This is a genomic window from Flavobacterium sp. UBA6135, from assembly GCF_002428305.1.
Taxonomy (GTDB): Bacteria; Bacteroidota; Bacteroidia; order Flavobacteriales; family Flavobacteriaceae; genus Flavobacterium.
On the sequence record NZ_DIVJ01000048.1, the window covers coordinates 135,134 to 158,952 of the forward strand.

Below are 23,819 nucleotides of genomic sequence, written 5' to 3' on the forward strand. Positions count from 1 at the left end.
ATGCTATGTTGAAATATTTTTTCCTTTTTTTAATAATTTTTAAGCAATCATTTTCTCAAAGCACAATAACTGGAACAATTATAGATGAGAACAATATTGGGATTGAAGGAGTAAATGTTGTTCTTAAAGAAATAAATAATGAATCTGTAATTAATTATACTACTAGCCAGATTAACGGACTGTTTAAAATTACAAACAAGTCCAAATCCAAAAAAATATTAATTTCGCTAAGTGCTTTAGGTTATGAAAGTTTTAGCCAAGAGATTGAAATTACAAATAATGAAATAGATATTGGGGTATTTACAATAAAATCAAATCCATTTGAGCTCAAAGAAGTTATTTTAGAATCGCAACGAAATGCAATAATAACAAAAGGTGATACTACAATATATAATGTAAATCGTTTTTTGAATGGAACTGAAGATAGTCTTAAAGATTTGCTTGAGAATATTCCAGGAATTAGAATTTCTTCAAAAGGTCGTATTGAAGTAAATGGCAAAGAAATTACTGAACTTTTAATTGATGGTGATAACCTATACAAAAATCAACATAAACTAGCTACAGATAATTTACCGTCAAACATAGTAAAATCAATAGAGTTTTATAATAATCATGTGCCATTCGATAAAATAAAAAAGGACTCCTTAACGGGTGATACGGCTTTAAATATTATTATAAAAGAAGAATACAAAAAAAAGATAAAAGGGAACTTACAAAGCAACTATAATTTTATAAATCGTTATAACTTACATAGTAGTCTTTATAATTTTAATTCAAAAAATAAGTTTTCTTTGATTACAAACTCCAACAATTTAGGTAATGCCCCGATGGGCATAGAGGATTATTATCAATTAATCGACAACAATAACATAAGCAAAAGTGATGAAAGTACAGTTATTTTTTCTACAATAAATGAAATTCCTAAATTCTTAACTTCTGGTGAAAATGTTGCTAGCAAAAAAAACACATTTTTAAATATTTCAAATATTTCCAACATTTCCAAAAAAACAAAAGTTCATTTTTATACCATTTTGAATCGCTCTTCTCAAAAAGAGATTTACTTCAACAACCAAAGATTTATTGACACTAACATTGACTTTTATGAAAACTCTGATATTAATGAAAATAGTTTTTTTGCAAATTTAAATTTAAGTTCTACACATAAATTCAATTCAAATACATTATTTAAAATGACAAATAATGTATTGATAGATAACCTAAATAAAGAAGATAATCTTATAAATGACTTTGTACAGGAAGAATCTGTAATAAACCAAAGCAATGACAGTAAGATTTTAAAAATTCAAAATAGAATAGAGTTTTCTAAAAAAATAAAGAAATCATATTTTTCAACAAAGGTTTCTCATAATATTGATAAAACATCAAACCAAAATAATATCAATGGAAATTTTGACTTGTTTGACTTTGACTTAATGAATTCTTTCGCACAACGTTTCAGTAAAAACAATAGTGAGTTTCATCTATTATCTGAATATTCAATACAATTAAATAAATTTAATCCTGCTTTTAAATTATTCTATGAGAATTCAAATTTTGAATTTAAAAATTGGAATGATGTTGAGCAAAACTATCAAAATTTTTTCAGCATAATAAAAAATGTAGTAGTCCCTGAAATAAATTTAACCTATTTATTTTCTAATAAGCTAAGCACTACTTTCACCGGAAAGTACAACATCACTAATCAAAATTATAATTCAAACACTGAAAACGCTAATTATTTTGGTTACATGGCTAATTTGAAATATAAATTTAATTCAAATTCAATTTTACAATTGAACAATTCCATTTCAAATAATCTCGCCAATAGAGAAAACCTTTTTAATAATGAATTTGTAAAAGACTATCGGACTGTATTTAGAAATTCGGATTTAAAATCAAATACACTATTTCCTTTAAAAAAAATTGGAGTTAGTTATTTAAAAACAAATCCAATTACAAATACTTTTTTAATTATAAACCTCAATCACTCTTGGACTAATAAAGCCGAAAACATTAATTTTATAAACGGTAATAACTTTAACATCTATGAAAGCAGGATTTCTCCTAAACAAGAAATGTCTAATTTTGTTCTATTCTACCAAAAAAATTTCAATAAAATACCTTTTTCTTCCTCATTAAACTTTGATGTCAATTATATAAGTAGAGACTTTTACATAAATAATAATCTTGCCAATTTCAAATCCATATATACCTCATACTATGTGCAACTAAAATCAAAATTTAAAAAAGCACCTGTTCACTTTGAAGTTGGTTTTAAATATAGTCAAACAAATTTCGACAATAATGACAATTTAAGTTCAAATGTAATTTCAAAAGTTCATGTAAACATCAATGGTTTGGCAATAAAAAATTTATACTGGAGAATTAACTCTTCTCACAATAATTTTAAAACAGACCTAAACAAAAGTGTCATAAAAATTCTTTCACCTTCTCTAAGATATTCGGAGAAAGATTCTAAATGGGAATTTGTAATAACTGGTCATAATATTTTAAACTTTAATAGCACGTTATTTGTTTCTAACCAAAGTGACATCGGTTATGAATCAATTACTTCAAACAATATTCTTCCGGGTTATTTAAATTTTGGTTTAAAATATAAATTCTAACTATTTCTTCGTTAACATTCTTTTAATCTCATTTAATTTCATCAACGCTTCCACCGGAGTTAGTGTATTGATGTCAATATTCAATATTTCTTCTTTGATTTCTTCCAATAAAGGATCATCCAAATTGAAAAAACTTAATTGCAATTCTTCTTTTGAAGATTTAATTCCTGACAATTCTTCGCTTGAATGATTTTTTTCAAGCTTCTTTAAAATCTTATGAGCTTTTTGAATGACCGTTTGAGGCATTCCGGCCATCTTTGCCACATGAATACCAAAACTGTGAGCCGTTCCTCCTTTTACCAATTTTCGTATAAACAAAACCGTGTCTTTTAGCTCTTTTACGGAAACATTATAATTGTGAATACGATTAAAAGTAACTTCCATTTCGTTTAATTCATGATAATGTGTGGCAAACAATGTTTTAGGCTGATTGGGATGTTCGTGCAAATATTCTGCAATAGCCCATGCAATCGAAATTCCGTCATAAGTGCTGGTTCCTCTTCCAATTTCATCTAATAAAACCAAACTCCTTTCGGATATATTATTCAAAATAGAAGCCGTTTCATTCATTTCTACCATGAAGGTAGATTCACCCATAGAAATATTATCGCTTGCTCCTACTCTGGTGAAAATTTTATCCACAACACCCATTCGAACAGCTTCTGCAGGAACAAAACTCCCCATTTGGGCCAATAAAACAATCAATGCAGTTTGTCGTAAAATAGCTGATTTACCCGACATATTCGGTCCGGTAATCATTATAATTTGCTGGGAATTCCGATCTAAAAACACATCATTGGCAATGTAAGGAACGCCAATGGGCAATTGTTTTTCAATCACCGGATGACGTCCATTAATTATTTCCAATTCAAACGTGTCATCCAAAACCGGACGCACATAATTATTATCAATGGCTAATTGTGTAAACGAATTCAAACAATCCAATTGTGCTACCAAACTGGCGTTCAATTGAACCGGTTTTATATAAGTGCCGATCCAAATGACCAATTGCTCAAACAATTGAGTTTCCAATTGATGAATTTTATCTTCAGCTCCTAGAATTTTGGACTCGTATTCTTTTAACTCTTCTGTGATATAACGTTCAGCATTTACAAGGGTTTGCTTTCGAATCCATTCTTGCGGCACTTTATCTTTGTGTGTATTTCTAACTTCAATATAATAACCAAAAACGTTATTGAACGAAATTTTCAATGATGAAATCCCGGTTCGTTCTGATTCTCTTTGTTCAATGCCTTCTAAATATTCTTTACCTGAATTGGAAATTGCCCTTAATTCATCTAAATCCTGATGAATCCCTTTTGCAATGGCATTTCCTTTATTGATAGAAACCGGAGCTTCCGGATTTAAAGTGGTTTTTATCTTTTCTCGCAACAAATCGCAACTGTGCAAACTGTCACCAATGGCTTTCAAAGATTCATTACTGCTTTCTAAAGCCAGGGTTTTAATTGGAAGAATTGCATCCAAAGATTGACACAAGTAAATCACTTCTCGCGGTGAAATTTTTCCGGTAGCCACTTTTGAAATCAATCGTTCCAAATCAGAAATCTGTTTGATTTGGTATTGAATTTTTTGAAGCACCTCCGGATTTTCTTTCAGAAAAGAAACTACTTCATGTCTTGAATTGATTTTAGTTGCATCTTTCAGAGGTAATGCCAACCAACGCTTGAACAAACGACCTCCCATTGGCGAAAGTGTTTTATCTATAACATCCAAGAGCGTTACCGCATTTTGATTGGTACTGTGATACAATTCCAAATTTCGAATGGTAAAGCGATCCATCCAAACATAAGCATCTTCAGCAATTCGTTGAATGGAGGTGATGTGTTGAATTTTGTTGTGTTGTGTTTCTGATAGATAATACAAAACCGCTCCGGAAGCGACAATTCCTTCCTGCAATTCTTCAATGCCAAATCCTTTTAATGAATTGGTTTGAAAATGTTTGGTCAAGACCTCAACCCCATAATCTTCATTATACACCCAATCTTCGAGAAAAAAGGTGTGATAATCTTCTCCAAAAATTTCTCTAAACTGGTTTTTATTTTGTTTCGGAATTAAAATCTCACTCGGATTAAAATTCTGCAATAATTTATCAATATATTCTTCATTGCCTTGTGCGGTTAAAAACTCGCCGGTTGACACATCTAAAAAAGCAATACCCAGTTGTTTCCTGCCAAAATGAATTGCTGCTAAAAAGTTGTTGGTTTTTGAATGCAATACTTCATCATTCATGGAAACTCCGGGAGTTACTAACTCTGTAACACCTCTTTTTACAATGGTTTTAGTCATTTTTGGATCTTCCAACTGATCACAAATGGCCACACGAAGTCCGGCTTTTACTAGTTTTGGTAAATAGGTGTTTAAAGAATGATGTGGAAATCCGGCCAAAGCAGTCTCGGTTTCAGAGCCGGCTCCTCGTTTGGTCAAAACAATGCCTAAAATTTGTGAAGCACGAACGGCATCTTCACCAAAAGTTTCATAGAAATCACCCACACGAAACAACAAACACGCATCTGGATATTTTGCCTTGATTTGATTGTATTGCTTCATTAAAGGAGTCTCTTTGGGCTCTTTTACAACGTTGGCTTTGGCTGACAATGGATTTTATTTTTAATTAGGATTCCAAAAATACGAAATTGAATTTTCAAAATACAACTTCCAAATTCTAAAATTTTGAGATTCTTCAATTTTCAGATTGTCAAATTCATTTCCTATTTTTGCCGTATGAGAAAATTAGCCAATTCTGAACTGGAACGAAAAAACATTGACGAATTTAAACAAGCTGAAAAAACGCCAATTATCATCATTCTGGATGACATTAGAAGTTTACACAACATTGGTTCTGTTTTTAGAACTGCCGATGCTTTTTTGATTGAAAAAATCTATTTGTGCGGCATTACTGCAACTCCTCCCAACAAAGAAATTCACAAAACCGCTTTAGGTGCAACCGATACTGTTTCTTGGGAATATTCAAAAAACGTTTTGGAAGTAATTGAAAAATTGAAAAGTGAAGCCATCTCTATTTGGGCTGTAGAGCAAGTGGAACATTCTAAAATGTTGAATGCTTTTCAAATTGAAAAAAATAAAAAATATGCTTTGATTTTTGGGAATGAGGTTAAGGGTGTTTCGCAAGAAGCCATTCAAAAATGTGAAGGAGTGATTGAAATTCCGCAATTGGGAACCAAACATTCCTTAAACATTTCAGTTAGTGCAGGGATTGTGGTTTGGGATTTGTTTCAAAAAATGACGTTTGAAAAAACTACTTAATTTTTTTACCTATTTCTTCCAAAATAAAAAGATAATCTTCCTGATTTTCTACAAAATCTTTGTCAGAAACATCAATAATTAGAATATTTAAATCGGTTTGGGTTTTAATATAATCCAAATAACCCCGATTTATTTTATCCAAATAATCGGCAGGAATTTGTTGCTCATAACTTCTTCCTCTGTGTTTTATATTGGCCAATAATTGCTCTGTATTTTGATACAAATAGACATACAAATCAGGTTTGGGCATTTCTTTATGAATGATATCAAACATGGTTTTGTACAAGCGATATTCATCATCGGTTAAAGTTACTTTGGCAAAAATCAAGGATTTAAAAATATGATAATCGGCAACAATAAAATCTTTAAACAAATCAAATTGAGCTAAATCATCAGACAATTGCTGATATCTGTCTGCTAAAAAAGACATTTCCAACGGAAAAGCATAACGACTTTGATCTTCATAAAATTTTGGTAAAAACGGATTGTCTGCAAAACGTTCCAAAACCATTTTTGCATTGAAATCTTCTGAAATTTTCGAAGCCAAAGTTGTTTTCCCTGCTCCAATATTACCTTCAATAGCGATGTAATTGAGTTTTTGTAAATCTAAATCAGCAATTGGTGTTTTTAATTCTTTTACAAATTTACATTTGCTTTTATCTTCAGCCAAAAGCACCAGCTCCGGTAAAAATTTTTGCAAAATAGGATGCCTCCAATCTAAGTTTAAATCTCGCATGGGAATCAGAACAAACAATCGATTGTGCATGTGTGGATGAGGAATTTTCAAACTTTCAGTTTTAACAATCTGATCGTCAAAAGCAATAACATCAATATCAATTATTCTTTTTTGATAACCTTCTTCCTCACTTCTAACTCTTCCTATTTCAGTTTCAATTTGTAAAGCCAAAGAGAGAATTTTTTCAGCAGATTTTGAGGTATGAATCACCAAAGCACAATTATAAAATGGCAAACTATCAAAACCCCAAGGTGGTGTTTCATATAAACCGGAAACTTTAATAACCGTTCCCACTTTTTTGTGAAGCAAAGCAATGGCAGTTTCAATAAACAATTGCCTATCTCCTAAGTTACTTCCTAACGACAAAACTACCTGATGTTGCTTTTCCATAAGTTTGACAAAATAACTAAAACTATTTCAGATAAGAAGTATCTTTGCAAATCAGAAATAAAAAAAATTAAAAATTGTAGTTTTGTAACTTTAAATCAATTACAGCTACTAATTCAATAAAATAAAAAATAGTATGAAATTTTTAGGAAATATTATTGCTACAGTCATAGGGATATTTGTTTTTATGATGCTGGTTTTCTTTGGGATTCTATTTCTAGGTGCCATTTTTGGCGGTGGCGATTCAGACATTGTCAAAGTAGAAAAAAACTCGGTGATTGAACTGAATTTAGAAGACATCTATCTTGACTACAAAGGAAAATATTCGGATCCGTTGGTGACTTTTCTATCAAAGAATACAGAAGTTGGATTTTCCGATGTTATCAATGCCATTGAACATGCAAAAAATGATGATAAGATTAAAGGAATTTCGATTTTGAACAACTTTTCATCGTTGGGTCTTGCTCAGTCAAAATCACTACGTGAAAAATTGATTGATTTTAAAAAATCAGGAAAGTTTGTAGTGGCTTATTCCAACTATTTAACCCAACGTGATTATTATTTGAACTCTGTTGCAGACACGATTTATTTAAATCCGGTTGGAGAAATGGAATTCAAAGGTTTGTCTTCTGAAATTTTATTTTTTAAAGATTTGCAAGAAAAATCAGGTGTGAAAATGGAGGTTATTCGTCATGGAAAATACAAAAGTGCGGTGGAACCTTTTTTAGAAAATGAAATTAGTGCAGAAAACAGAGAGCAAATGACTTCGTTGTTGAATTCTGTATGGACTACTATGGTAGAGGATATTTCAAAAAGCAGAAAAATCAGCGTTGATAGTTTGAACAGTATTGCAACTAATTTATCAGCAAGAACACCGGAAATGGCATTATCTTCAAAATTAATTGATAAAATTGGTTATGAAGACGAATACCACGATGGGATTCGAACAGCTCTAAAAGTTGATTTTGATGAAGATTATAAAACCATCGAAATTGCAGATTATGCTCAAAACTTTCTAACTAAACCATCAAAAATAAGCACTAAAGATAAAATTGCAATCATTTATGCTCAAGGCGAAATTATGGGTGGTGATGGTGATGTTACTATCATTGGTGAAGGTGCCATGAGAAAAGCATTAATTGAAGCCAGAAAAGATAAAAATGTAAAAGCTATTGTACTTCGCGTGGATAGTCCTGGTGGAAGTGCATTAACTTCCGAATTGATTTGGAGAGAAATTGAAATTGCCAAAAAATCAAAACCTGTAGTAGTTTCAATGGGTAATGTAGCAGCATCAGGAGGTTATTACATCGCTTGTAATGCCGATAAAATTATAGCAGAACCCACAACAATTACGGGCTCTATTGGGGTTTTTGGAGCAATTCCGAACATGACGGAACTTTCTAAAAAGATTGGAATAAACACCAGCATCATTAAAACACATGATAATGCAGGAGAGTATAGTGTGTTCAAGCCATTAGATCCCACATTAAGAGCTACAATCACAGAGAGCATAGAAAACATTTATACCACATTTGTAACGCGTGTTGCAGTGGGTAGAAAAATGACATTTGCTCAAGTGGATGAAATTGCTCAAGGAAGAGTTTGGACCGGAACAGAAGCATTAGAACTTGGTTTAGTAGATCAATTGGGCGGATTGGATACGGCTTTAGCAGAAGCAGCAAAATTGGCTAAAATCAAAAAATATAAAATTCTTAATCTACCTGAATTTGATAAAAACTTCATGGATTTTCTAAATGATTCCAATTCATTGCCTTTTGCAAAATCAAAAGAAGCCTATATTCGTGAAGAAATTGGCATTGAAGCATATCAAACCTTACAACAAATTAAAAAAATGAGCCAGCAAAAAGGCGTTCAAGCCTTGATGCCTTATGAAATAAGGATTAAATAATTTTGTATAAAATTAACCAAACCTCTTACAACAAAAATTGTCAAGAGGTTTTTTTAAAAAAAATAAACCATATTTTAATTTTTCATTAACTACAGAAACAACGCATTTTATTAAATTTGTTAAAAAAACTTGGAAACAAAAGACCGATTGCTTGCTTTCAAAATTTATCTGATTCTTGGAGCTTTGTTTATTGCTTCACTGGTAGTATCAAATTTAATTTTTCAGAAATTTTTTTATTGGGATTTTTTTGGATGGTATCGATTTGAAATTTCGGTAGGGATTTTAACCTACCCCATCACCTTTTTAATAACTGATATTATCTCTGAGATTTACGGGAAGAAAAAAGCCAATCAAGTAGTAACGATGGGTATTTTTGCCTCAGTTTTTTCTTTAGGAATTATTTATGTTGCCAATGCTGTTCCGGCCATTGAAAATTCGCCGGTTTCAGATGTGCTTTTTTCAAAAGTATTTGGTCAAACTGCTTTGGCCGTTTTGGCATCAATGATTGCTTATTTGGCGGCACAATATATTGATATTTATATTTTTCATTTTTGGAAGCGAATTACAAATGGTAAGATGTTATGGTTAAGAAATAACTTTTCCACGTTTACATCACAATTTGTAGATACATTTACGGTATTATTTTTGCTATGTAACTTCAAGATTCTTCCGTGGGAAATGTTCAACGGATTACTAATGAGTGGTTTTCTCTTTAAAGTAATTATTGCAGCATTAGACACACCCATTTTGTATGCAGCAGTTTATGTGTTTCAAAAACGTTTTAATTTAAAAAGAGGCGAAGAATTAGTTTTAGATTAATAAAATTAATTAATTACAAGTACCCCAATAAAAAATTGAACTTATGTTAAAAAAAGTTTTAAAAGGTTTCGGAATTTTTTTAGTAGTAGCTATAATTGCATTGGTTGCCACTCCTTTTTTGTTTAAAAACAAAATCAAAGAATTGGTTTTAAAATCAATCAATGAAAAAGTAGATGCAACTGTCGCGTTTAATGATGTTAGTATTAGTTTGTTTAAAAGTTTTCCAAAAGCAAATGTTACCATCGACCAATTGAGTTTAATAAACAAAGCTCCTTTTGCGGGAGACACCTTGTTCTATTCCGGTGAAATAAATTTAAGAATGTCAGTAAAAGAGCTATTTAAATCGGATGGAGAAGCAATGGAAATTGAATCTTTTTCGAGCAAAAACGGATTGGTGAACATTCTGTTTAACAAAGACGGAATTGGAAATTTTGACATTGCAATTAAAGATGAAAAAGAAAGTAAACCCAACGAGAGTAAACCTTTTGCTTTAAACATTCAGAACTATACAATCGAAAATTTGAAATTTGTTTATTTTGACGAAAGTTCAAAAATAAAAATGGTTGTTGATAAAATTGAACATACAGGAAAGGGTAATTTTGCTGAATCCAAGTTAGATTTAATCACTCTTACCAAAGCCAATTTGTCTCTTGATATGGACAAAACCAATTACATGAACAATGTGGCTTTACATCTTGATGCTATTTTAGGAATTGATTTGGAAAATAGCAACTATGAATTTAAAGACAACAAAGCTTTAATTAACCAATTACCACTTGAATTTAAAGGTTATATCCAATTAGTTGAAGCCGGACAAAATTATGATTTGACTTTTTTCACACCCACCTCATCCTTTAAAAACTTCTTGGGATTAATTCCGTCGGCTTACAAAGGTGACTTGGATAAAATCAAAACATCAGGTGATTTTGAAATAAAAGGATTTGCAAAAGGACTTTATTCCGAAACTACAATTCCAACTTTTGAATTGTTAATTGCCTCTAATAATGCTTCTTTTAAATATCCTGATTTGCCAAAAACAGTTGAAAACATTATTATTGACACAAAAATAAAAAACGAAACAGGCGTTTTAAACGACACTTATGTCAACATCAATAATTTATCTTTTAAAATTGATCAAGATGTATTCGCCACAAAAGCTACCATTAAAAACATAACAGAAAATGCGTTAGTAAATGCTGATTTAAAAGGAACTATTAATTTATCAAATTTATCAAAAGCATATCCAATTAAATTAGACAAACCACTAACAGGAATTTTAAAGGCTGATGTTACCACTAAATTTGATATGCAATCGGTTGAAAAAGAAAATTACCAAAACATTCAAAGTGCCGGTTTGGTTAGTGTAACAGGATTTAAATATACTGATGATGCCGGAAAAGGAATGGACATCAATGAAGCAATTGTTCAATTTAACCCAAGCACCTTAAACTTACAGAAGTTTGATGCAAAAACCGGCAAAAGTGATTTAAAAATTACCGGTATTATTGAAAATTTTTATGGGTATTTGTTTAATGATAAAAACTTAAAAGGAAACTTCAATTTGGTTTCAAATCAAATTGCAGTAGCAGATTTTATGACGGCATCAGAACCTACAAAAGAAGGAGAAAAACCTAATGAAGCTATGAAAATACCGGCTTTTTTAGATTGTAGTTTAACAGCTACTGCCGGAACTGTTTTATATGACAACTTAACATTAAAAGACGTTTCCGGAAAATTAATTATCAAAGATGAAAAAGTAACTTTAGAAAATCTAAAAACTTCAATTTTTGGTGGTCAAATTGGATTAAATGGTACTGTTTCAACCAAAACAAAAGTACCAACTTTCACCATGGGTTTAGATATGAAACAAGTAAACATATCTGAAACTTTCACCATGCTAGACATGATGAAAAACATTGCCCCTATTGCAAATATCGTTAGCGGAAAATTAAATTCAACGATTAATTTATCAGGGAATCTAGACGCAGTAGAAATGACTCCCGATTTAAAATCAATTTCCGGAGATTTAATTAGTCAATTAGTTTCAACAACTATAAATCCTTCAAATTCAACATTGTTGAGCAGTTTAGATAGCCATATAAATTTCATTGATTTGAATAAAATCAATTTAAACGATTTGAAAACCAATTTAACCTTTAAAGATGGAAAAGTAAATGTGAGCCCATTTAACATCAAATATCAAGACATTACAATTAATGTTGGTGGTTCTCATGGATTTGACCAAACAATGAATTATAATGTAAAATTTGATGTCCCAACAAAATATTTAGGGAGTGAAGTAAACAGTTTGATTGCTAAACTTTCACCTGCTGATGCCGCTAAAATTGAAAACATTCCAATCACAGCTTTACTAGGTGGTAATTTTTCAAATCCGAAAATTTCAACGGATATGAAACAAGCAACAACCAAGTTAGCCAATCAATTGGTAGATCATCAAAAACAAAAACTAATTAATCAAGGCACATCTGCTTTAGGGAATTTAATCAATCAAAACACGAAGCCAGGTGATACTACCAAAGCTGCTACTCCTGCAACAAACGAAGAAGTAAAAGCAAAAGCAGAAGAAGCAGTAAAAGACAAAGTAAAGGACGGACTCAATAGTTTATTCAATAAAAAGAAAAAAGACAATTAAAAAGCAAAAAACCCAAACGTTTCTTTTTCGTTTGGGTTTTTTTATGAAACTAACTAACACTATTGGGTATATAAATTTATAAATAGTTCTATTTCTTCTCCAACTTTAATGGCTCCACCCATTTTTTTTGGTGGTGTTAATTCAAAATCACTAAAGTTTAAAGTGATAGTACCATGCAATCTGTTTTGATTGATTTTTAGAGGAAGGTTTTTGTAAACTCTCTGTTTACCAACCAATTTTAAAATAAGATCACAACTGTATTGATTATTTTTATTTTTAAAGTTTGATAATTCAATTTCTATTTGTGGAAACTCTTTTTCTTTAAGTGTTTTTCTAAAATCATGGTTTAAGATAAAGTTTCCGCAACCAAACTTTTTTACAGGAATTGAATGTGAAATTACATTCGACTTTTGTGTTCCATTAAAATACAGCGTGTCTTTAGTGTTCATATCATAATTACATTCAAAACCTCCAATTGAAGTAGTACCTCTAACAATAAACTGTTTTGTACTGACCAACAGAAAATCTTTAGGTGTTGAAAACAGTGTTACTGTTATCATTAATATGAGACTAAAAACACGCATCTTTTTTGTAATTTGTTAGAAAGATATTACAGCTTCTGCAACAAATCCATGAAATTTACCTTCATTAAAAATACTGGTTTTTGCATAACCATCATACTTTTGATTCACATATTCTAATTTCATTAAAATATTTTTTGTCATAAACCAACCGGCACCAAGATTAAATCGAGTTACATCAATATCATCATTGGTTACTGTTTCTCCTGAAACGTTATTATATCTACCTGCAACGTATAGGTTCTCATTGTTGCCAAAGCGATAGATTAATTCTGCTCCAATTTGTTGAAAGTTTCTTTCGTCAGTTTCTGCTTTATTTTTACCATTTACAGTTTCATACATTCCAAAGAATTCTAAACCTTTATATTTCAAGAATGGATTAAACATAATAGCAGTCAATTCATTATTAAAACCAGGGGCTACTAATCCTGAAGAAAAGTTGCCTGCTGAAGTAGCTAATGTATTTTCCATTACAAAATAATATCTTGAACCTGCACGGTCACCACCATATAGATACGTTCTTTGAGATTGTGCTGTGTTATATAACGAACCTGTTAAACGGAATCTTAAATCATCATTAATTTGTTTGTCATAACCAAATTTTGCCATTACAGAAGGACTTGTTACACCCGGAGCATTTGCCGTTTGGTTTAACTTACCGTTTGTAGCACCAAGCATACCGATCCATCCATTTCTTCTATAATATACTTCTGCACCAACTTCTGTTGTAAAAGCATCCATGATATAATTTCCAACAAATGGATTGTATAAAGCTTGAGCATTATCAGAACGTCTGAAATGAGCATCACCATAATTGTTTTCCATATGTCCTATTTTGATAGTTATATATTTCATAGCATCTTCCATAAAACCGGGACGAATAAATTCTAATTTATCAAATTGAATGTAACCTCCTTTTACATAAGGTTCCGGATGGTGACGAGAAGAAAGATACGTGCGTAAGTGTAAATTTACACCATCATAAAGTGCCACATCAATATCAAAATTTGCGGTAGCTAAGTTGAAGTTGTTCCCTAATGCTACCAATTGGTTTGTGTTAACATTGTTCACATTCAAAACCGGATCAGCATTATTTTCATGGTCTAATGCTTGATATTGAAGAGCAAATGCTCCACCTATTCTAACTTTTACTTGATCAAAAGTTGTAGCTGTGTCTTTTGGGGCTTCAAACATGGAAAGTCCTGTTTTATCATAAGGACGCCAATTGTCCAATTGATATTGTTGTTTTTGTGCTATTGCCAAAGTACTAAACAATACTAAGGCAGTTGTGATTAAATTTTTCATTTTTAAATTAATTTAAGAGGTTGTTTTGAGAATTATTTGAATTTTACTATAAAACTTATTTTTACATCATTGCCTGTTTTTACGGTTCCCATTAAAGCAGTTGGTGGTGTAATATCGTAATCGGTCAATTTAAAGGCATAAGTCCCTTCAAAAACGGATTGTCCTGATACAGCTGTTTCTTTAATTTTTAAGGTTACTGATTTTGAGACTCCGGCTATGTTGAATGTTCCGTTAAAATTCCAAGTACCATCTGCATTCTTGGAGGCTGATTTTAAATCGAACTTAACGGTTTTAAATTGATTGGTTTTTAACGCTTTATATGCATTTTTATCCATTCCACCTTTACCGCTTTTAATACTTTCTGCCGGCATTTCAACCACTAATGAATTTATGGTTGTAATTTTATTGCCTTCAAAAGTCGCATCAAGTTTTCCTGTTGCTGTTTCTGACACCATATCCCAGTCATGTAAACTGGAAGTTCCGGATATTTTTAACTGTGGTTTTGCATCAAGTTGAAAAGTTTTCTGTGCAAAACTTAAGGAAGTTGTTACTAAAAATAGTAATAACATAAATCCTTTTACTGAGTTGAATAATTGTAACATAATATCGAGGTTTTGAATTATGGTACAAATTTCCGTCTGTTAAGGGAGAAAAAACATGACGAATATCAGTCTTTTAAAAGAATTTTATATTTTAATTCATGTAAAACGTTTCGAAAACGATATAGTTAAAAATTATAATTGAAATTTTACAACATAGCCTTCAAAGGTTCTAATATTAAAAACAGTTCCATCTTGAAACAATAAATACTGTCCTTTGATTCCTGATAGTCTTCCTTGAAAGTTTGGTGATTTATCCAAATTTAAACTAGTCACTTTTTTTGGATATTCTAAAACCGGATAATGAAGTTCATACAATTTTGAATTGTTTTCAGAAAAATATTCTTGTACTTCGTCCGGTAAATACTGTTTTGTTTTTAACCGTTGTTGAACTAAATCCAACTGAGTCACTTCATTTTTAAGCATTTTTTGCCAGTTGGTTTTATCAGCATATTGATTTTTTAAAGCAACTTCAGTAATTCCGGCCAAATAACGATTAGGAACTTCAACAATTGGGATGGCTTGTATGGCTCCTTGATCAATCCATCGTGTTGGCACTTGTGTGCCACGAGTAACACCAACTTTTATTTCACTTGATAAGGCTAAATATACAATATGGGGTTGCAATTGTACTCTTTTTTCATACGTCAAATCACGATCTTCAATGTCTAAATGTGCTGTGCTTAATTCGGGTTTCATAATCCAATCCCCAACTGCCGCACTCGACATAAAGCAATCATAACAAAATCCTTGACGGAAAATTTTCTTTTTCTTATTACAATTCAAGCATTGATATCCTTGAAACGAAATTTCAATTTCTTTGTCAAGCAATTGATTAACATTTAAAAAACTATTTTCAAACACCAAATAATATTGAATTGGATTTGCAAATTCAGTTTGCATTTTGGTAAGAACACCTTCGTATGTCATTGCTTGTAAAGTTTTAAAATTTAGCATCAACGTTTAACAAAATTTGTTATTTTTGATGAAGTCGTAAAGTTAGGTTTTGTGTTTTCAATATTCAAATCAAACGATGACAATTTAAATATCGAAATTAATGCCACTACCAATAATAAATTCTATAGCTACTTGGATTTTAAAAAAACGATTCCATCAAATTGAATTGTTTATTAAATATCCTAATGAGGTACAAGAAGAATTGTTATTCAACTTATTAAAAACGGCAGAAAATACCGTTTTAGGCAGACAGTATGATTTTAATTCCATAAAAACGTATGAAGCTTTTTCAGAACGTGTTCCCGTTTCAAGTTATGAAGAATTAGAATCCATGATTGAACAAACCCGCTGTGGTATGCAAAATATTTTCTGGCCAAGTCAAATAAAATGGTTTGCAAAATCGAGCGGAACGACTAATGCAAAAAGTAAATTTATTCCGGTTAGCAGTGAAGCTCTGGAAAATTGTCACTATAAAGCAAGTAAAGATTTGTTGAGTTTGTATTTAAACAACAACGAAGATTCTAAATTATTTGTTGGAAAAAGTCTGCGTTTAGGAGGAAGTAAAGAATTGTATCAGGATAATAATACTTTCTTTGGCGATTTATCTGCCATTTTAATTGATAACATGCCTATTTGGGCAGAATTCAGCTCCACACCAAGCAATCGGGTTTCTTTAATGGGTAATTGGGAAGTAAAACTACAAGCTATTATTGAAGAAACCATTCAGGAAGATGTTACCAGTTTAGCAGGTGTTCCGTCATGGATGTTGGTTTTATTAAACAAAGCATTAGAAGTTACTGAAAAAAATACAATTCATGAAATATGGCCAAACGCAGAAGTATATTTTCACGGTGGTGTAAGTTTTGACCCGTATCGCGATCAATACAAAAAATTATTCCCGAAAAAAGATTTCAATTATTATGAAATTTACAACGCCTCAGAAGGTTTTTTTGCCATTCAAGACCAAAATAACAGCAATGAACTTTTGTTGATGCTGGATTATGGAATTTTCTATGAGTTTATTCCATTGGACACCTATGGAAAACCAAATCAAAAAATCATTAGACTAGCAGAGGTTGAGTTAGACAAAAACTACGCCTTAGTCATTACAACTAATTCCGGTTTGTGGCGTTATTCAATTGGAGATACGGTTAGGTTTACTTCCTTGAATCCGTATCGAATTCGAGTTACGGGAAGAACCAAACATCATATTAATGTATTTGGTGAAGAATTAATGGTAGAAAACACAGATCAAGCCATTGCAAGAGCTTGCGAACTCACACAAAATGAAGTGGTGGATTACACGGTTGCTCCAATTTTCATGAAGGACAAAGAAAAAGGAGCACACGAATGGATGATTGAATTTAAATATCCACCAAAAGATTTAGCCCTTTTCAGTAGTTTGTTGGACCAATGCATTCAGGATGTGAATTCGGATTATGAAGCCAAACGATACAACAACATGACGCTAAATCAACTTAAAGTAAATGTGGCCAGACAAGGTTTGTTTTATGATTGGTTAAAAGAAAATGACAAGTTAGGCGGGCAACATAAAATTCCGAGGTTATCCAACGAAAGAACCTATTTGGAACAATTGAAAAGTATGCAAATTATTTCGATATGAAAAAAGTACATTTTTATTTTTTAGGTATTCTATTTTTAATTTCGCTTTCAAGTTGCGGACCAAAACGATTAGGGTGTGGCCCCGGTAGATGTCACATAGAGAACCCAACAATAGAAAAACAAAAAAATCCTGAAACGATAATTTCAGGATTTTTGTGCAACTATACTGTTTTAGTTTAAGAAACTGCTTTCAGCCTTTTCAACAAGTTCTTGTCTAGCGAATGCTCTGCATAATTTTTATCAATATGCAATTTCTTCTCATCACTACTTGGCAATTCAAACATCGCATCATTTAGAATGGCTTCACAAAGCGAACGAAGTCCTCTTGCTCCTAATTTATATTCTAAAGCTTTTTCTACAATAAAATTGAGTGCTTCCTCATCAATGGTAAATGTAACACCATCCATCAAAAACAGCTTTTGATACTGTTTGATTAAAGCATTTTTTGGTTCGGTTAAAATAGCTCGTAAAGCATCTCTATCCAAAGGATCCATATACGTTAGAACCGGTAATCTACCAATAATCTCAGGAATCAAACCAAAATCTTTTACGTCTTTTGGTATGATATACTGCAATAAATTATCCTTATCAATTTTATCTAAATTAGCCGAAGCACTATATCCTACCGCTTGTCTGTTCAATCGTTTTGATATCACTTTATCAATTCCGTCAAAAGCACCACCGGCTATGAATAGAATATTTTGTGTATTGACTTCAATAAATTTTTGATCCGGATGTTTTCTGCCTCCTTTTGGCGGCACATTTACCACTGTTCCTTCTAATAATTTAAGTAAGGCTTGTTGCACTCCTTCACCCGAAACATCCCGAGTAATGGATGGATTATCGCTTTTTCTGGCAATTTTATCAATTTCATCAATAAATACAATACCGCGTTCCGCTTTTGCTACATCATAATCGGCAACTTGAAGCAATCGGGTCAGTATACTTTCCACATCTTCACCAACATAACCTGCTTCTGTTAAAACGGTAGCATCAACTATAGTCAACGGAACATTCAACATCTTTGCAATAGTTTTAGCTACCAATGTTTTTCCGGTTCCGGTTTCTCCAACCATCAGAATGTTGCTTTTTTCAATTTCAACCTCTTCATCGTTTTGCTTTTGCATCAATCTTTTGTAGTGATTGTAAACTGCAACTGCCAAAACTTTTTTTGTTTGTTCTTGTCCAATTACATATTGATCAAGAAATGTTCTGATTTCAAGTGGTTTTTTCAACACCAAATCACCCAAATTCCCCTGTGTTTTGGAAGTTTTCAATTCTTCCATAACAATCCCATGTGCTTGTTCAATGCAACGATCACAAATATGTGCATCAATTCCTGCAATCAACAGACTGGTCTCGGGTTTTTTTCTTCCGCAGAAGGAACATTCTAAAATTTCTTTTGCCATTTCTACTAGTTAGAAGATGGAAGATGGAAGATGGAAGATGGAAAAAAACTTCCAACTTCTAACTTCCGGCTTCCAACTTTATTTTCTTCTTAATACTTCATCAATCATTCCATATTCTTTTGCTTCATCAGCAATCATCCAATAATCACGTTCTGAATCTTGGTATACTTTTTCAATACTTTGTCCGGAATGGTTTGCGATAATTTCATACAATTCATTTTTCAACTTCAACATCTCTTTTAAGTTGATTTCCATATCGGTTGCAACACCTTGTGCTCCTCCGGATGGTTGATGAATCATTACTCTTGAATGTGGTAATGCAGAACGTTTCCCTGCAGCTCCGGCACACAAAAGAACAGCTCCCATGGATGCTGCCATTCCTGTACAAATCGTAGCTACATCAGGCTTAACATATTGCATGGTATCATAAATCCCTAATCCGGCATAAACACTTCCACCGGGAGAATTGATATAAATTTGAATATCTTTTGATGCATCAACACTTTCTAAAAACAACAATTGAGCTTGGATAATGTTTGCAATATGATCATCAACACCTGTGCCCAAAAAGATAATTCTGTCCATCATTAACCTTGAAAAAACATCTAACTGAGAAACGTTCAACTGGCGTTCCTCAATAATATAAGGTGTCATGCTTCCTACAATTTTATCATAATACATGCTATTCACACCGTGGTGTTTGGTAGCAAATTTTTTAAATTCTTTTCCGAAGTTCATATAGTATATACTTAAGGTTTTTACTGATTTAAAAACAAATTCTGAGTCAAGTTCAGAATAAAAAAGCGTCAAACCTAAATTTGACGCTCAAAGATACTGTTTTTTTTCAAAAATTTATTCGCCGTACATTTCTTTAACGAACTGTTCGTAAGAAACTTCTTTTGATTTAGTTTTTACTTTTTCTTTGAAAAGTTGCAACATTTTTTCACTCATCACTTGTTCTGACAAACGACGGGCTTCATCTTGATTTGACAATACTCTAGCCACAATTCCATCAATATCTTCCTGAGTTGGATTCATTTGACCAAACTGAGCCATTTGTTTTTTAATTAATTCAGAAGTGAAAGCTTTTAAATCTTCAAAAGTGATTTGCAATTGATTTTCGGTCATAATCTTTCCTTCAATCAACTGATAACGCAATCCTTTTTCTGATTTAGCAAACTCTTCTCTGGCTTGTTCTTCTGATAAGGGATTTTCGCCTGAATTTTGTAACCATTTAATCAAAAACTCTGATGGCAAATCAAATTTTGTGCTTTCTAGTAAAAACTCGGTAACATCATTCAAAAATTTCTGATCTGCTTGTTGTACAAATTGCTTTTCGGCATCTTCTTTAATTTTTGCTTTTACTTCTTCAACAGAAGTTACAACACCTTCGCCAAATAATTTATCAAACAATTCTTGATTCAATTCTGCTTTTTCACTGGTTGTGATGCCTTCAATTTTTACATCAATAGCAACATCTAATCCGTGTACCAAATCATGGTCAACTTTCATATAATCCATGAGTTTGTGATCATCATCAAACAAACCTTTGGTTCCGATTGAAACTACATCACCCACTTTTTTACCAATAAATTTCTTTGCCGCTTTTTTGTCTTTAAAAACATCCAATGAAATGGATGTAGTATTGTTAATTCCATTCGCTTCATTGATGAATGTCACATTCAAATCGTCACCTTCTTCAACTGTTTCTTTAGAAATTAATTTTCCGTATTGTTTTTGAATACGTTCAATTTGATCGTTCAACATTTTATCATCAGCTATGATGGTATAGCTTGTGATTGCGTTCTTTGCTGCAAGATCAACTGTAAATTGAGGTGCAAGTCCCAATTCAAAATCAAAATTGTAATTTTCAGTTTCCCAATCAAAATCTTGAGTCACTTTTGGAAGTGGATTTCCTAAAATATCCAATTTTTCTTCAACCAAATACGAATTTAATTTCTCTTGTAAAATTTTGTTTACTTCTTCTAATAATACTGCTTTACCGTATTGTTTTTGAATCAAACTCATTGGCACAGTTCCTTTTCTAAATCCGGGAATAGCGGCATTTTTGCGATAATCAGTCAAAACTTTTTGTACTTTATCTGCATAATCGGCTTTGGTAACCGGAACGGTTAACACAGCATTTAGGGCATCAACATTGGTTCTTGTAATATTCATTGCTTCTATTATTATATACTAAAATTGGGTTGCAAAAGTATAACTTTTTTGCAACCCAACCAAGTATAATGAATTGAATTTTAGGACTTCAGAAATAAGACAAATCTACCCCTTTTCTCCTCCGGTAAGATTATAAACAATTGACTGTGCAATAGATAAAACAATACTGAAAAGCATGGCATACCAAAAAGATGACACACTGAATCCTCCAACAATATAACCTGAAAATTGTATGATTAACGCATTAATTACCAAAAGGAAAAGTCCTAAAGTAAGAATGGTTATCGGTAATGTCAAAATCACTAAAATGGGTTTTATAAAAATATTTAATAACCCCAAAACAATAGCCACTAAAACCGCCGACATAAAATTTGCAACCGCAACTCCCGGTAAAATATGAGCCAAAAGTAAAACCAATGCAGCTGTTACGATAATTCTAATTATTAAATTCATACGGTATGTTTTTTAATATAAAAGTAAGAAAAAAATTGAATTAACGAATAAATTCACTGACAATTTCAAAAAATGCTTTTGGGTTTTCTGCATGAAGCCAATGTCCAACGTTTGGAATAGTTTGAAATATTGCCATCGGGAAATGATTTCTGATGGACTCAAAATCTTCTTCCAAAATATACCTCGAAAGACCTCCTTTTATAAATAAAGTGGGCTTATCAAATTTTTGATGTGCTTCAAGAGCTTTGCCAATTTCTTCAACTTTAGCCGTAAAAACTTTCAAATTAAATCGGAATGCCAATTGACCCGGGGTTTCCCAATACAAACTCTTCATTAAAAACTGACGCGTTCCAAAATCAGGAATATAATTTTTAAGAATGTCTTCCACTTCATTTCTACTGGGTTGTTGCGAAAAATCAACAGCATTTAAACCTTCCAAAATTTCTTGATGATGGGGTTTATAATATCGTGTGCCAATATCGGCAACAATTAATTTTTCAACCAATTCCGGATGAGTTGTTGCCAAATTCATCACCACCTTTCCACCCATAGAATGTCCTAAAAAAACAGCACTACTAATGTTCTTGTCTTTACAATAATCCAAAACATCATTTGCCATGACTTCATAATTGAAATCCTCTGAATGAAAACTTCTGCCGTGATTTCTCAAATCCAGCATATGTGTTTCAAAACCAAGTTCGGCAAATTGAGTGCCCAATGTTTTCCAATTATCAGACATGCCTAAAAAACCATGAAGTATGACCAACGGCTTACCTTCGCCTTCAATTTTTGAATACAACATAAAATTGTTATTTATTTTAATTTATGCAAATACATATTCACCACATTTTCAATCCCTAAATAAAGGGACTCACAAATTAAAGCATGTCCGATTGAAACCTCCAATAAATTCGGAATATGCTCTTTAAAAAACTTGATGTTTTCCAAACTCAAATCATGACCCGCATTAATTCCTAAACCCAATTGATTGGATAAATTTGCCGCTTCAACATAAGGTTGAATTCCGTTTGTATTTCCCAAACCATACTGATGTGCAAAACTTTCCGTATACAACTCAATTCGGTCAGTTCCTGTAGCTTTTGCCCCTTCAATCATGGCTAAAACCGGATCAACAAAAATGGAGGTTCGAATCGAATTTCGTTTAAATTCGGCAATAACTTCGGTTAAAAAGGATTGATTTTTTATCGTATCCCATCCCGCATTAGATGTTAATGCATCATCAGCATCAGGAACCAATGTTACTTGTGTTGGCTTGGTTTCTAAAACTAAATCAATAAATTTTTGAACCGGATTACCTTCAATATTAAATTCGGTATAAACCAAAGATTTCAAATCTCTGGCATCCTGATAACGAATATGTCTTTCGTCGGGTCGCGGATGAATAGTCACACCATGAGCTCCAAATTTTTGCACATCAATAGCCACTTGTGTCACACTGGGAACATTTCCACCACGAGAATTTCGTAAGGTTGCAATTTTATTAATATTTACACTTAACTTTGTCATTATATTTATTTTAAACCATTTCTTTAGTAACTGATTGCAAAAATACAAACTAAAACAAGCCCAGATATGCTATTTTTTGATTATTTTGCAACGAAAATTTACAAGTAAATGCTAGACATCACCAATTATATTATTAACGACTTCAAACCTTTCGAAGGAAATGAAACCATTGATTCGGTTCAGAATTTTTTTTCAGACATGACCTATTCGCATTTTCCGGTTGTTTCCGAAGGCATTTATATTGGATGTGTTGCAGCTGACGATGTGGTTACTTTTGACAACAACAAAACCATATTGGATTATCGCTACACTTTAGAAGGTTTTTTTGCAAGAACCCAAATGATATGGTTGGATGTTTTGGAAGTATTTGCTCAAAATCACGCTAATATTGTTCCGGTTTTGGATGAATCAAATGCATACATCGGTTATTATGAATTAAATGACATCATCCAATTTTTTCATGAAACCCCATTCATGAATGAACAAGGCGGAATCATAATTGTTAGAAAGCCAACAAAAGATTTTTCAATGAGTCAAGTGGCTCAAATTGTGGAAACTAATAACGGTAAAATTTTAGGTATGTTTTTATCGGAAGCAACCCAAGATAGTGTCCAAATTACAATAAAAACTACTCTGGGAAGTTTAAATGAAATCATCCAAACTTTCAGACGCTATGCTTATGAAATAGTTTCAGATCACCAAGAAGATTTTTACATTCAAAACTTAAAAGATCGTTCCGATTATCTTGACAAATATCTAAACATCTAACTT

The 23,819-nt window shown here is 32.0% G+C and carries 20 protein-coding genes; 8 read left to right on the plus strand and 12 right to left on the minus strand.

Annotated features, from left to right (window positions below; translation table 11 throughout):
* Positions 1-5: 5 nt before the first annotated feature.
* Positions 6-2,627, plus strand: coding sequence for a carboxypeptidase-like regulatory domain-containing protein (locus tag B3L86_RS12205; protein ID WP_291119551.1), 2,622 nt, complete (start codon positions 6-8; stop codon positions 2,625-2,627).
* Here the strand turns inward: B3L86_RS12205 and mutS are convergent, their stop codons facing one another.
* On the minus strand, positions 2,628-5,195 hold the full coding sequence (mutS, locus tag B3L86_RS12210; protein WP_291119636.1) for a DNA mismatch repair protein MutS: 2,568 nt from the start codon (positions 5,193-5,195) through the stop codon (positions 2,628-2,630).
* Between the two features lie 174 nt (positions 5,196-5,369).
* Between mutS and B3L86_RS12215 the strand changes: the two genes are divergently transcribed.
* Positions 5,370-5,912: an RNA methyltransferase gene (locus tag B3L86_RS12215; RefSeq protein ID WP_291119554.1), complete on the plus strand. Its 543-nt coding sequence runs from the start codon at positions 5,370-5,372 to the stop codon at positions 5,910-5,912.
* Here B3L86_RS12215 and folK read toward each other — a convergent pair.
* Positions 5,905-7,038, minus strand: coding sequence for a 2-amino-4-hydroxy-6-hydroxymethyldihydropteridine diphosphokinase (folK, locus tag B3L86_RS12220; protein WP_291119557.1), 1,134 nt, complete (start codon positions 7,036-7,038; stop codon positions 5,905-5,907). The genes B3L86_RS12215 and folK overlap by 8 nt on opposite strands.
* Before the next feature lie 133 nt (positions 7,039-7,171).
* Between folK and sppA the strand changes: the two genes are divergently transcribed.
* From sppA to B3L86_RS12235, 3 genes are all read left to right on the plus strand, one after another.
* Positions 7,172-8,944, plus strand: a complete 1,773-nt coding sequence (gene sppA / locus B3L86_RS12225) for a signal peptide peptidase SppA (protein ID WP_291119560.1) — start codon at positions 7,172-7,174, stop codon at positions 8,942-8,944.
* Positions 8,945-9,073: 129 nt separating this feature from the next.
* Positions 9,074-9,763, plus strand: coding sequence for a queuosine precursor transporter (locus tag B3L86_RS12230; protein WP_291119562.1), 690 nt, complete (start codon positions 9,074-9,076; stop codon positions 9,761-9,763).
* 43 nt (positions 9,764-9,806) lie between these two features.
* Entirely contained in the window at positions 9,807-12,416 is a 2,610-nt protein-coding gene (locus B3L86_RS12235) for an AsmA-like C-terminal region-containing protein (protein ID WP_291119564.1), read from the plus strand.
* Positions 12,417-12,475: 59 nt separating this feature from the next.
* On the opposite strand, the gene B3L86_RS12240 is transcribed toward B3L86_RS12235, so the two are convergent.
* The 4 genes from B3L86_RS12240 to B3L86_RS12255 form a co-directional block, all read right to left on the minus strand.
* A complete protein-coding gene (locus B3L86_RS12240; protein ID WP_291119567.1) occupies positions 12,476-12,976 on the minus strand; it encodes a YceI family protein in 501 nt (166 codons plus the stop codon).
* Positions 12,977-13,015: 39 nt separating this feature from the next.
* The gene (locus tag B3L86_RS12245) at positions 13,016-14,302 is read right to left on the minus strand and encodes a hypothetical protein (RefSeq protein ID WP_291119570.1); all 1,287 of its coding nucleotides are present in this window, start codon (positions 14,300-14,302) and stop codon (positions 13,016-13,018) included.
* 32 nt (positions 14,303-14,334) lie between these two features.
* Positions 14,335-14,904: a YceI family protein gene (locus B3L86_RS12250; protein ID WP_291119573.1), complete on the minus strand. Its 570-nt coding sequence runs from the start codon at positions 14,902-14,904 to the stop codon at positions 14,335-14,337.
* Positions 14,905-15,036: 132 nt separating this feature from the next.
* Positions 15,037-15,831: a DUF2797 domain-containing protein gene (locus tag B3L86_RS12255; protein ID WP_291119639.1), complete on the minus strand. Its 795-nt coding sequence runs from the start codon at positions 15,829-15,831 to the stop codon at positions 15,037-15,039.
* 127 nt (positions 15,832-15,958) lie between these two features.
* On the opposite strand from B3L86_RS12255, the gene B3L86_RS12260 reads away from it, so the two are divergent.
* Positions 15,959-17,482, plus strand: a complete 1,524-nt coding sequence (locus B3L86_RS12260) for a GH3 auxin-responsive promoter family protein (RefSeq protein ID WP_291119576.1) — start codon at positions 15,959-15,961, stop codon at positions 17,480-17,482.
* Positions 17,479-17,661 carry a hypothetical protein gene (locus tag B3L86_RS12265; RefSeq protein ID WP_291119579.1) on the plus strand — a complete coding sequence of 61 codons (183 nt, stop codon included), beginning with the start codon at positions 17,479-17,481 and terminating at the stop codon, positions 17,659-17,661. Before B3L86_RS12260 ends, B3L86_RS12265 begins: the two co-directional genes overlap by 4 nt.
* Here B3L86_RS12265 and clpX read toward each other — a convergent pair.
* The 6 genes from clpX to B3L86_RS12295 form a co-directional block, all read right to left on the minus strand.
* Positions 17,658-18,890 carry an ATP-dependent Clp protease ATP-binding subunit ClpX gene (gene clpX, locus B3L86_RS12270; RefSeq protein WP_291119582.1) on the minus strand — a complete coding sequence of 411 codons (1,233 nt, stop codon included), beginning with the start codon at positions 18,888-18,890 and terminating at the stop codon, positions 17,658-17,660. The two genes, B3L86_RS12265 and clpX, sit on opposite strands and share 4 nt — an antisense overlap.
* 78 nt (positions 18,891-18,968) lie before the next feature.
* Positions 18,969-19,628, minus strand: coding sequence for an ATP-dependent Clp endopeptidase proteolytic subunit ClpP (gene clpP, locus B3L86_RS12275; protein WP_291119584.1), 660 nt, complete (start codon positions 19,626-19,628; stop codon positions 18,969-18,971).
* 114 nt (positions 19,629-19,742) lie between these two features.
* On the minus strand, positions 19,743-21,068 hold the full coding sequence (tig, locus tag B3L86_RS12280; protein WP_291119586.1) for a trigger factor: 1,326 nt from the start codon (positions 21,066-21,068) through the stop codon (positions 19,743-19,745).
* 105 nt (positions 21,069-21,173) lie between these two features.
* Positions 21,174-21,521 (minus strand): phage holin family protein, encoded by a 348-nt coding sequence (locus tag B3L86_RS12285; RefSeq protein ID WP_291119588.1) that lies wholly within the window; start codon positions 21,519-21,521, stop codon positions 21,174-21,176.
* A 40-nt stretch (positions 21,522-21,561) separates the two neighbouring features.
* Complete coding sequence (locus tag B3L86_RS12290) at positions 21,562-22,323, minus strand: alpha/beta fold hydrolase (RefSeq protein WP_291119590.1); 762 nt, start codon at positions 22,321-22,323, stop codon at positions 21,562-21,564.
* Between the two features lie 11 nt (positions 22,324-22,334).
* Positions 22,335-23,048, minus strand: a complete 714-nt coding sequence (locus B3L86_RS12295) for a pyridoxine 5'-phosphate synthase (RefSeq protein WP_291119592.1) — start codon at positions 23,046-23,048, stop codon at positions 22,335-22,337.
* A 108-nt stretch (positions 23,049-23,156) separates the two neighbouring features.
* On the opposite strand from B3L86_RS12295, the gene B3L86_RS12300 reads away from it, so the two are divergent.
* Positions 23,157-23,816 carry an acetoin utilization protein acuB gene (locus B3L86_RS12300; RefSeq protein WP_291119593.1) on the plus strand — a complete coding sequence of 220 codons (660 nt, stop codon included), beginning with the start codon at positions 23,157-23,159 and terminating at the stop codon, positions 23,814-23,816.
* The last annotated feature ends 3 nt before the right edge of the window (positions 23,817-23,819 follow it).

Coding starts and splice junctions, on each gene's coding strand:
- B3L86_RS12245 (WP_291119570.1), bottom strand. CDS start 14,302: ATGAAAAATTTAATCACAACTGCCTTAGTATTGTTTAGTACTTTGGCA.
- mutS (WP_291119636.1), bottom strand. CDS start 5,195: ATGAAGCAATACAATCAAATCAAGGCAAAATATCCAGATGCGTGTTTG.
- B3L86_RS12260 (WP_291119576.1), top strand. CDS start 15,959: ATGCCACTACCAATAATAAATTCTATAGCTACTTGGATTTTAAAAAAA.
- clpP (WP_291119584.1), bottom strand. CDS start 19,628: ATGAACTTCGGAAAAGAATTTAAAAAATTTGCTACCAAACACCACGGT.
- sppA (WP_291119560.1), top strand. CDS start 7,172: ATGAAATTTTTAGGAAATATTATTGCTACAGTCATAGGGATATTTGTT.
- tig (WP_291119586.1), bottom strand. CDS start 21,068: ATGAATATTACAAGAACCAATGTTGATGCCCTAAATGCTGTGTTAACC.
- B3L86_RS12235 (WP_291119564.1), top strand. CDS start 9,807: ATGTTAAAAAAAGTTTTAAAAGGTTTCGGAATTTTTTTAGTAGTAGCT.
- B3L86_RS12215 (WP_291119554.1), top strand. CDS start 5,370: ATGAGAAAATTAGCCAATTCTGAACTGGAACGAAAAAACATTGACGAA.
- B3L86_RS12290 (WP_291119590.1), bottom strand. CDS start 22,323: ATGTTGTATTCAAAAATTGAAGGCGAAGGTAAGCCGTTGGTCATACTT.
- B3L86_RS12240 (WP_291119567.1), bottom strand. CDS start 12,976: ATGATAACAGTAACACTGTTTTCAACACCTAAAGATTTTCTGTTGGTC.
- B3L86_RS12300 (WP_291119593.1), top strand. CDS start 23,157: ATGCTAGACATCACCAATTATATTATTAACGACTTCAAACCTTTCGAA.
- B3L86_RS12295 (WP_291119592.1), bottom strand. CDS start 23,048: ATGACAAAGTTAAGTGTAAATATTAATAAAATTGCAACCTTACGAAAT.
- clpX (WP_291119582.1), bottom strand. CDS start 18,890: ATGGCAAAAGAAATTTTAGAATGTTCCTTCTGCGGAAGAAAAAAACCC.
- B3L86_RS12255 (WP_291119639.1), bottom strand. CDS start 15,831: ATGACATACGAAGGTGTTCTTACCAAAATGCAAACTGAATTTGCAAAT.
- B3L86_RS12205 (WP_291119551.1), top strand. CDS start 6: ATGTTGAAATATTTTTTCCTTTTTTTAATAATTTTTAAGCAATCATTT.
- B3L86_RS12265 (WP_291119579.1), top strand. CDS start 17,479: ATGAAAAAAGTACATTTTTATTTTTTAGGTATTCTATTTTTAATTTCG.
- B3L86_RS12250 (WP_291119573.1), bottom strand. CDS start 14,904: ATGTTACAATTATTCAACTCAGTAAAAGGATTTATGTTATTACTATTT.
- B3L86_RS12285 (WP_291119588.1), bottom strand. CDS start 21,521: ATGAATTTAATAATTAGAATTATCGTAACAGCTGCATTGGTTTTACTT.
- folK (WP_291119557.1), bottom strand. CDS start 7,038: ATGGAAAAGCAACATCAGGTAGTTTTGTCGTTAGGAAGTAACTTAGGA.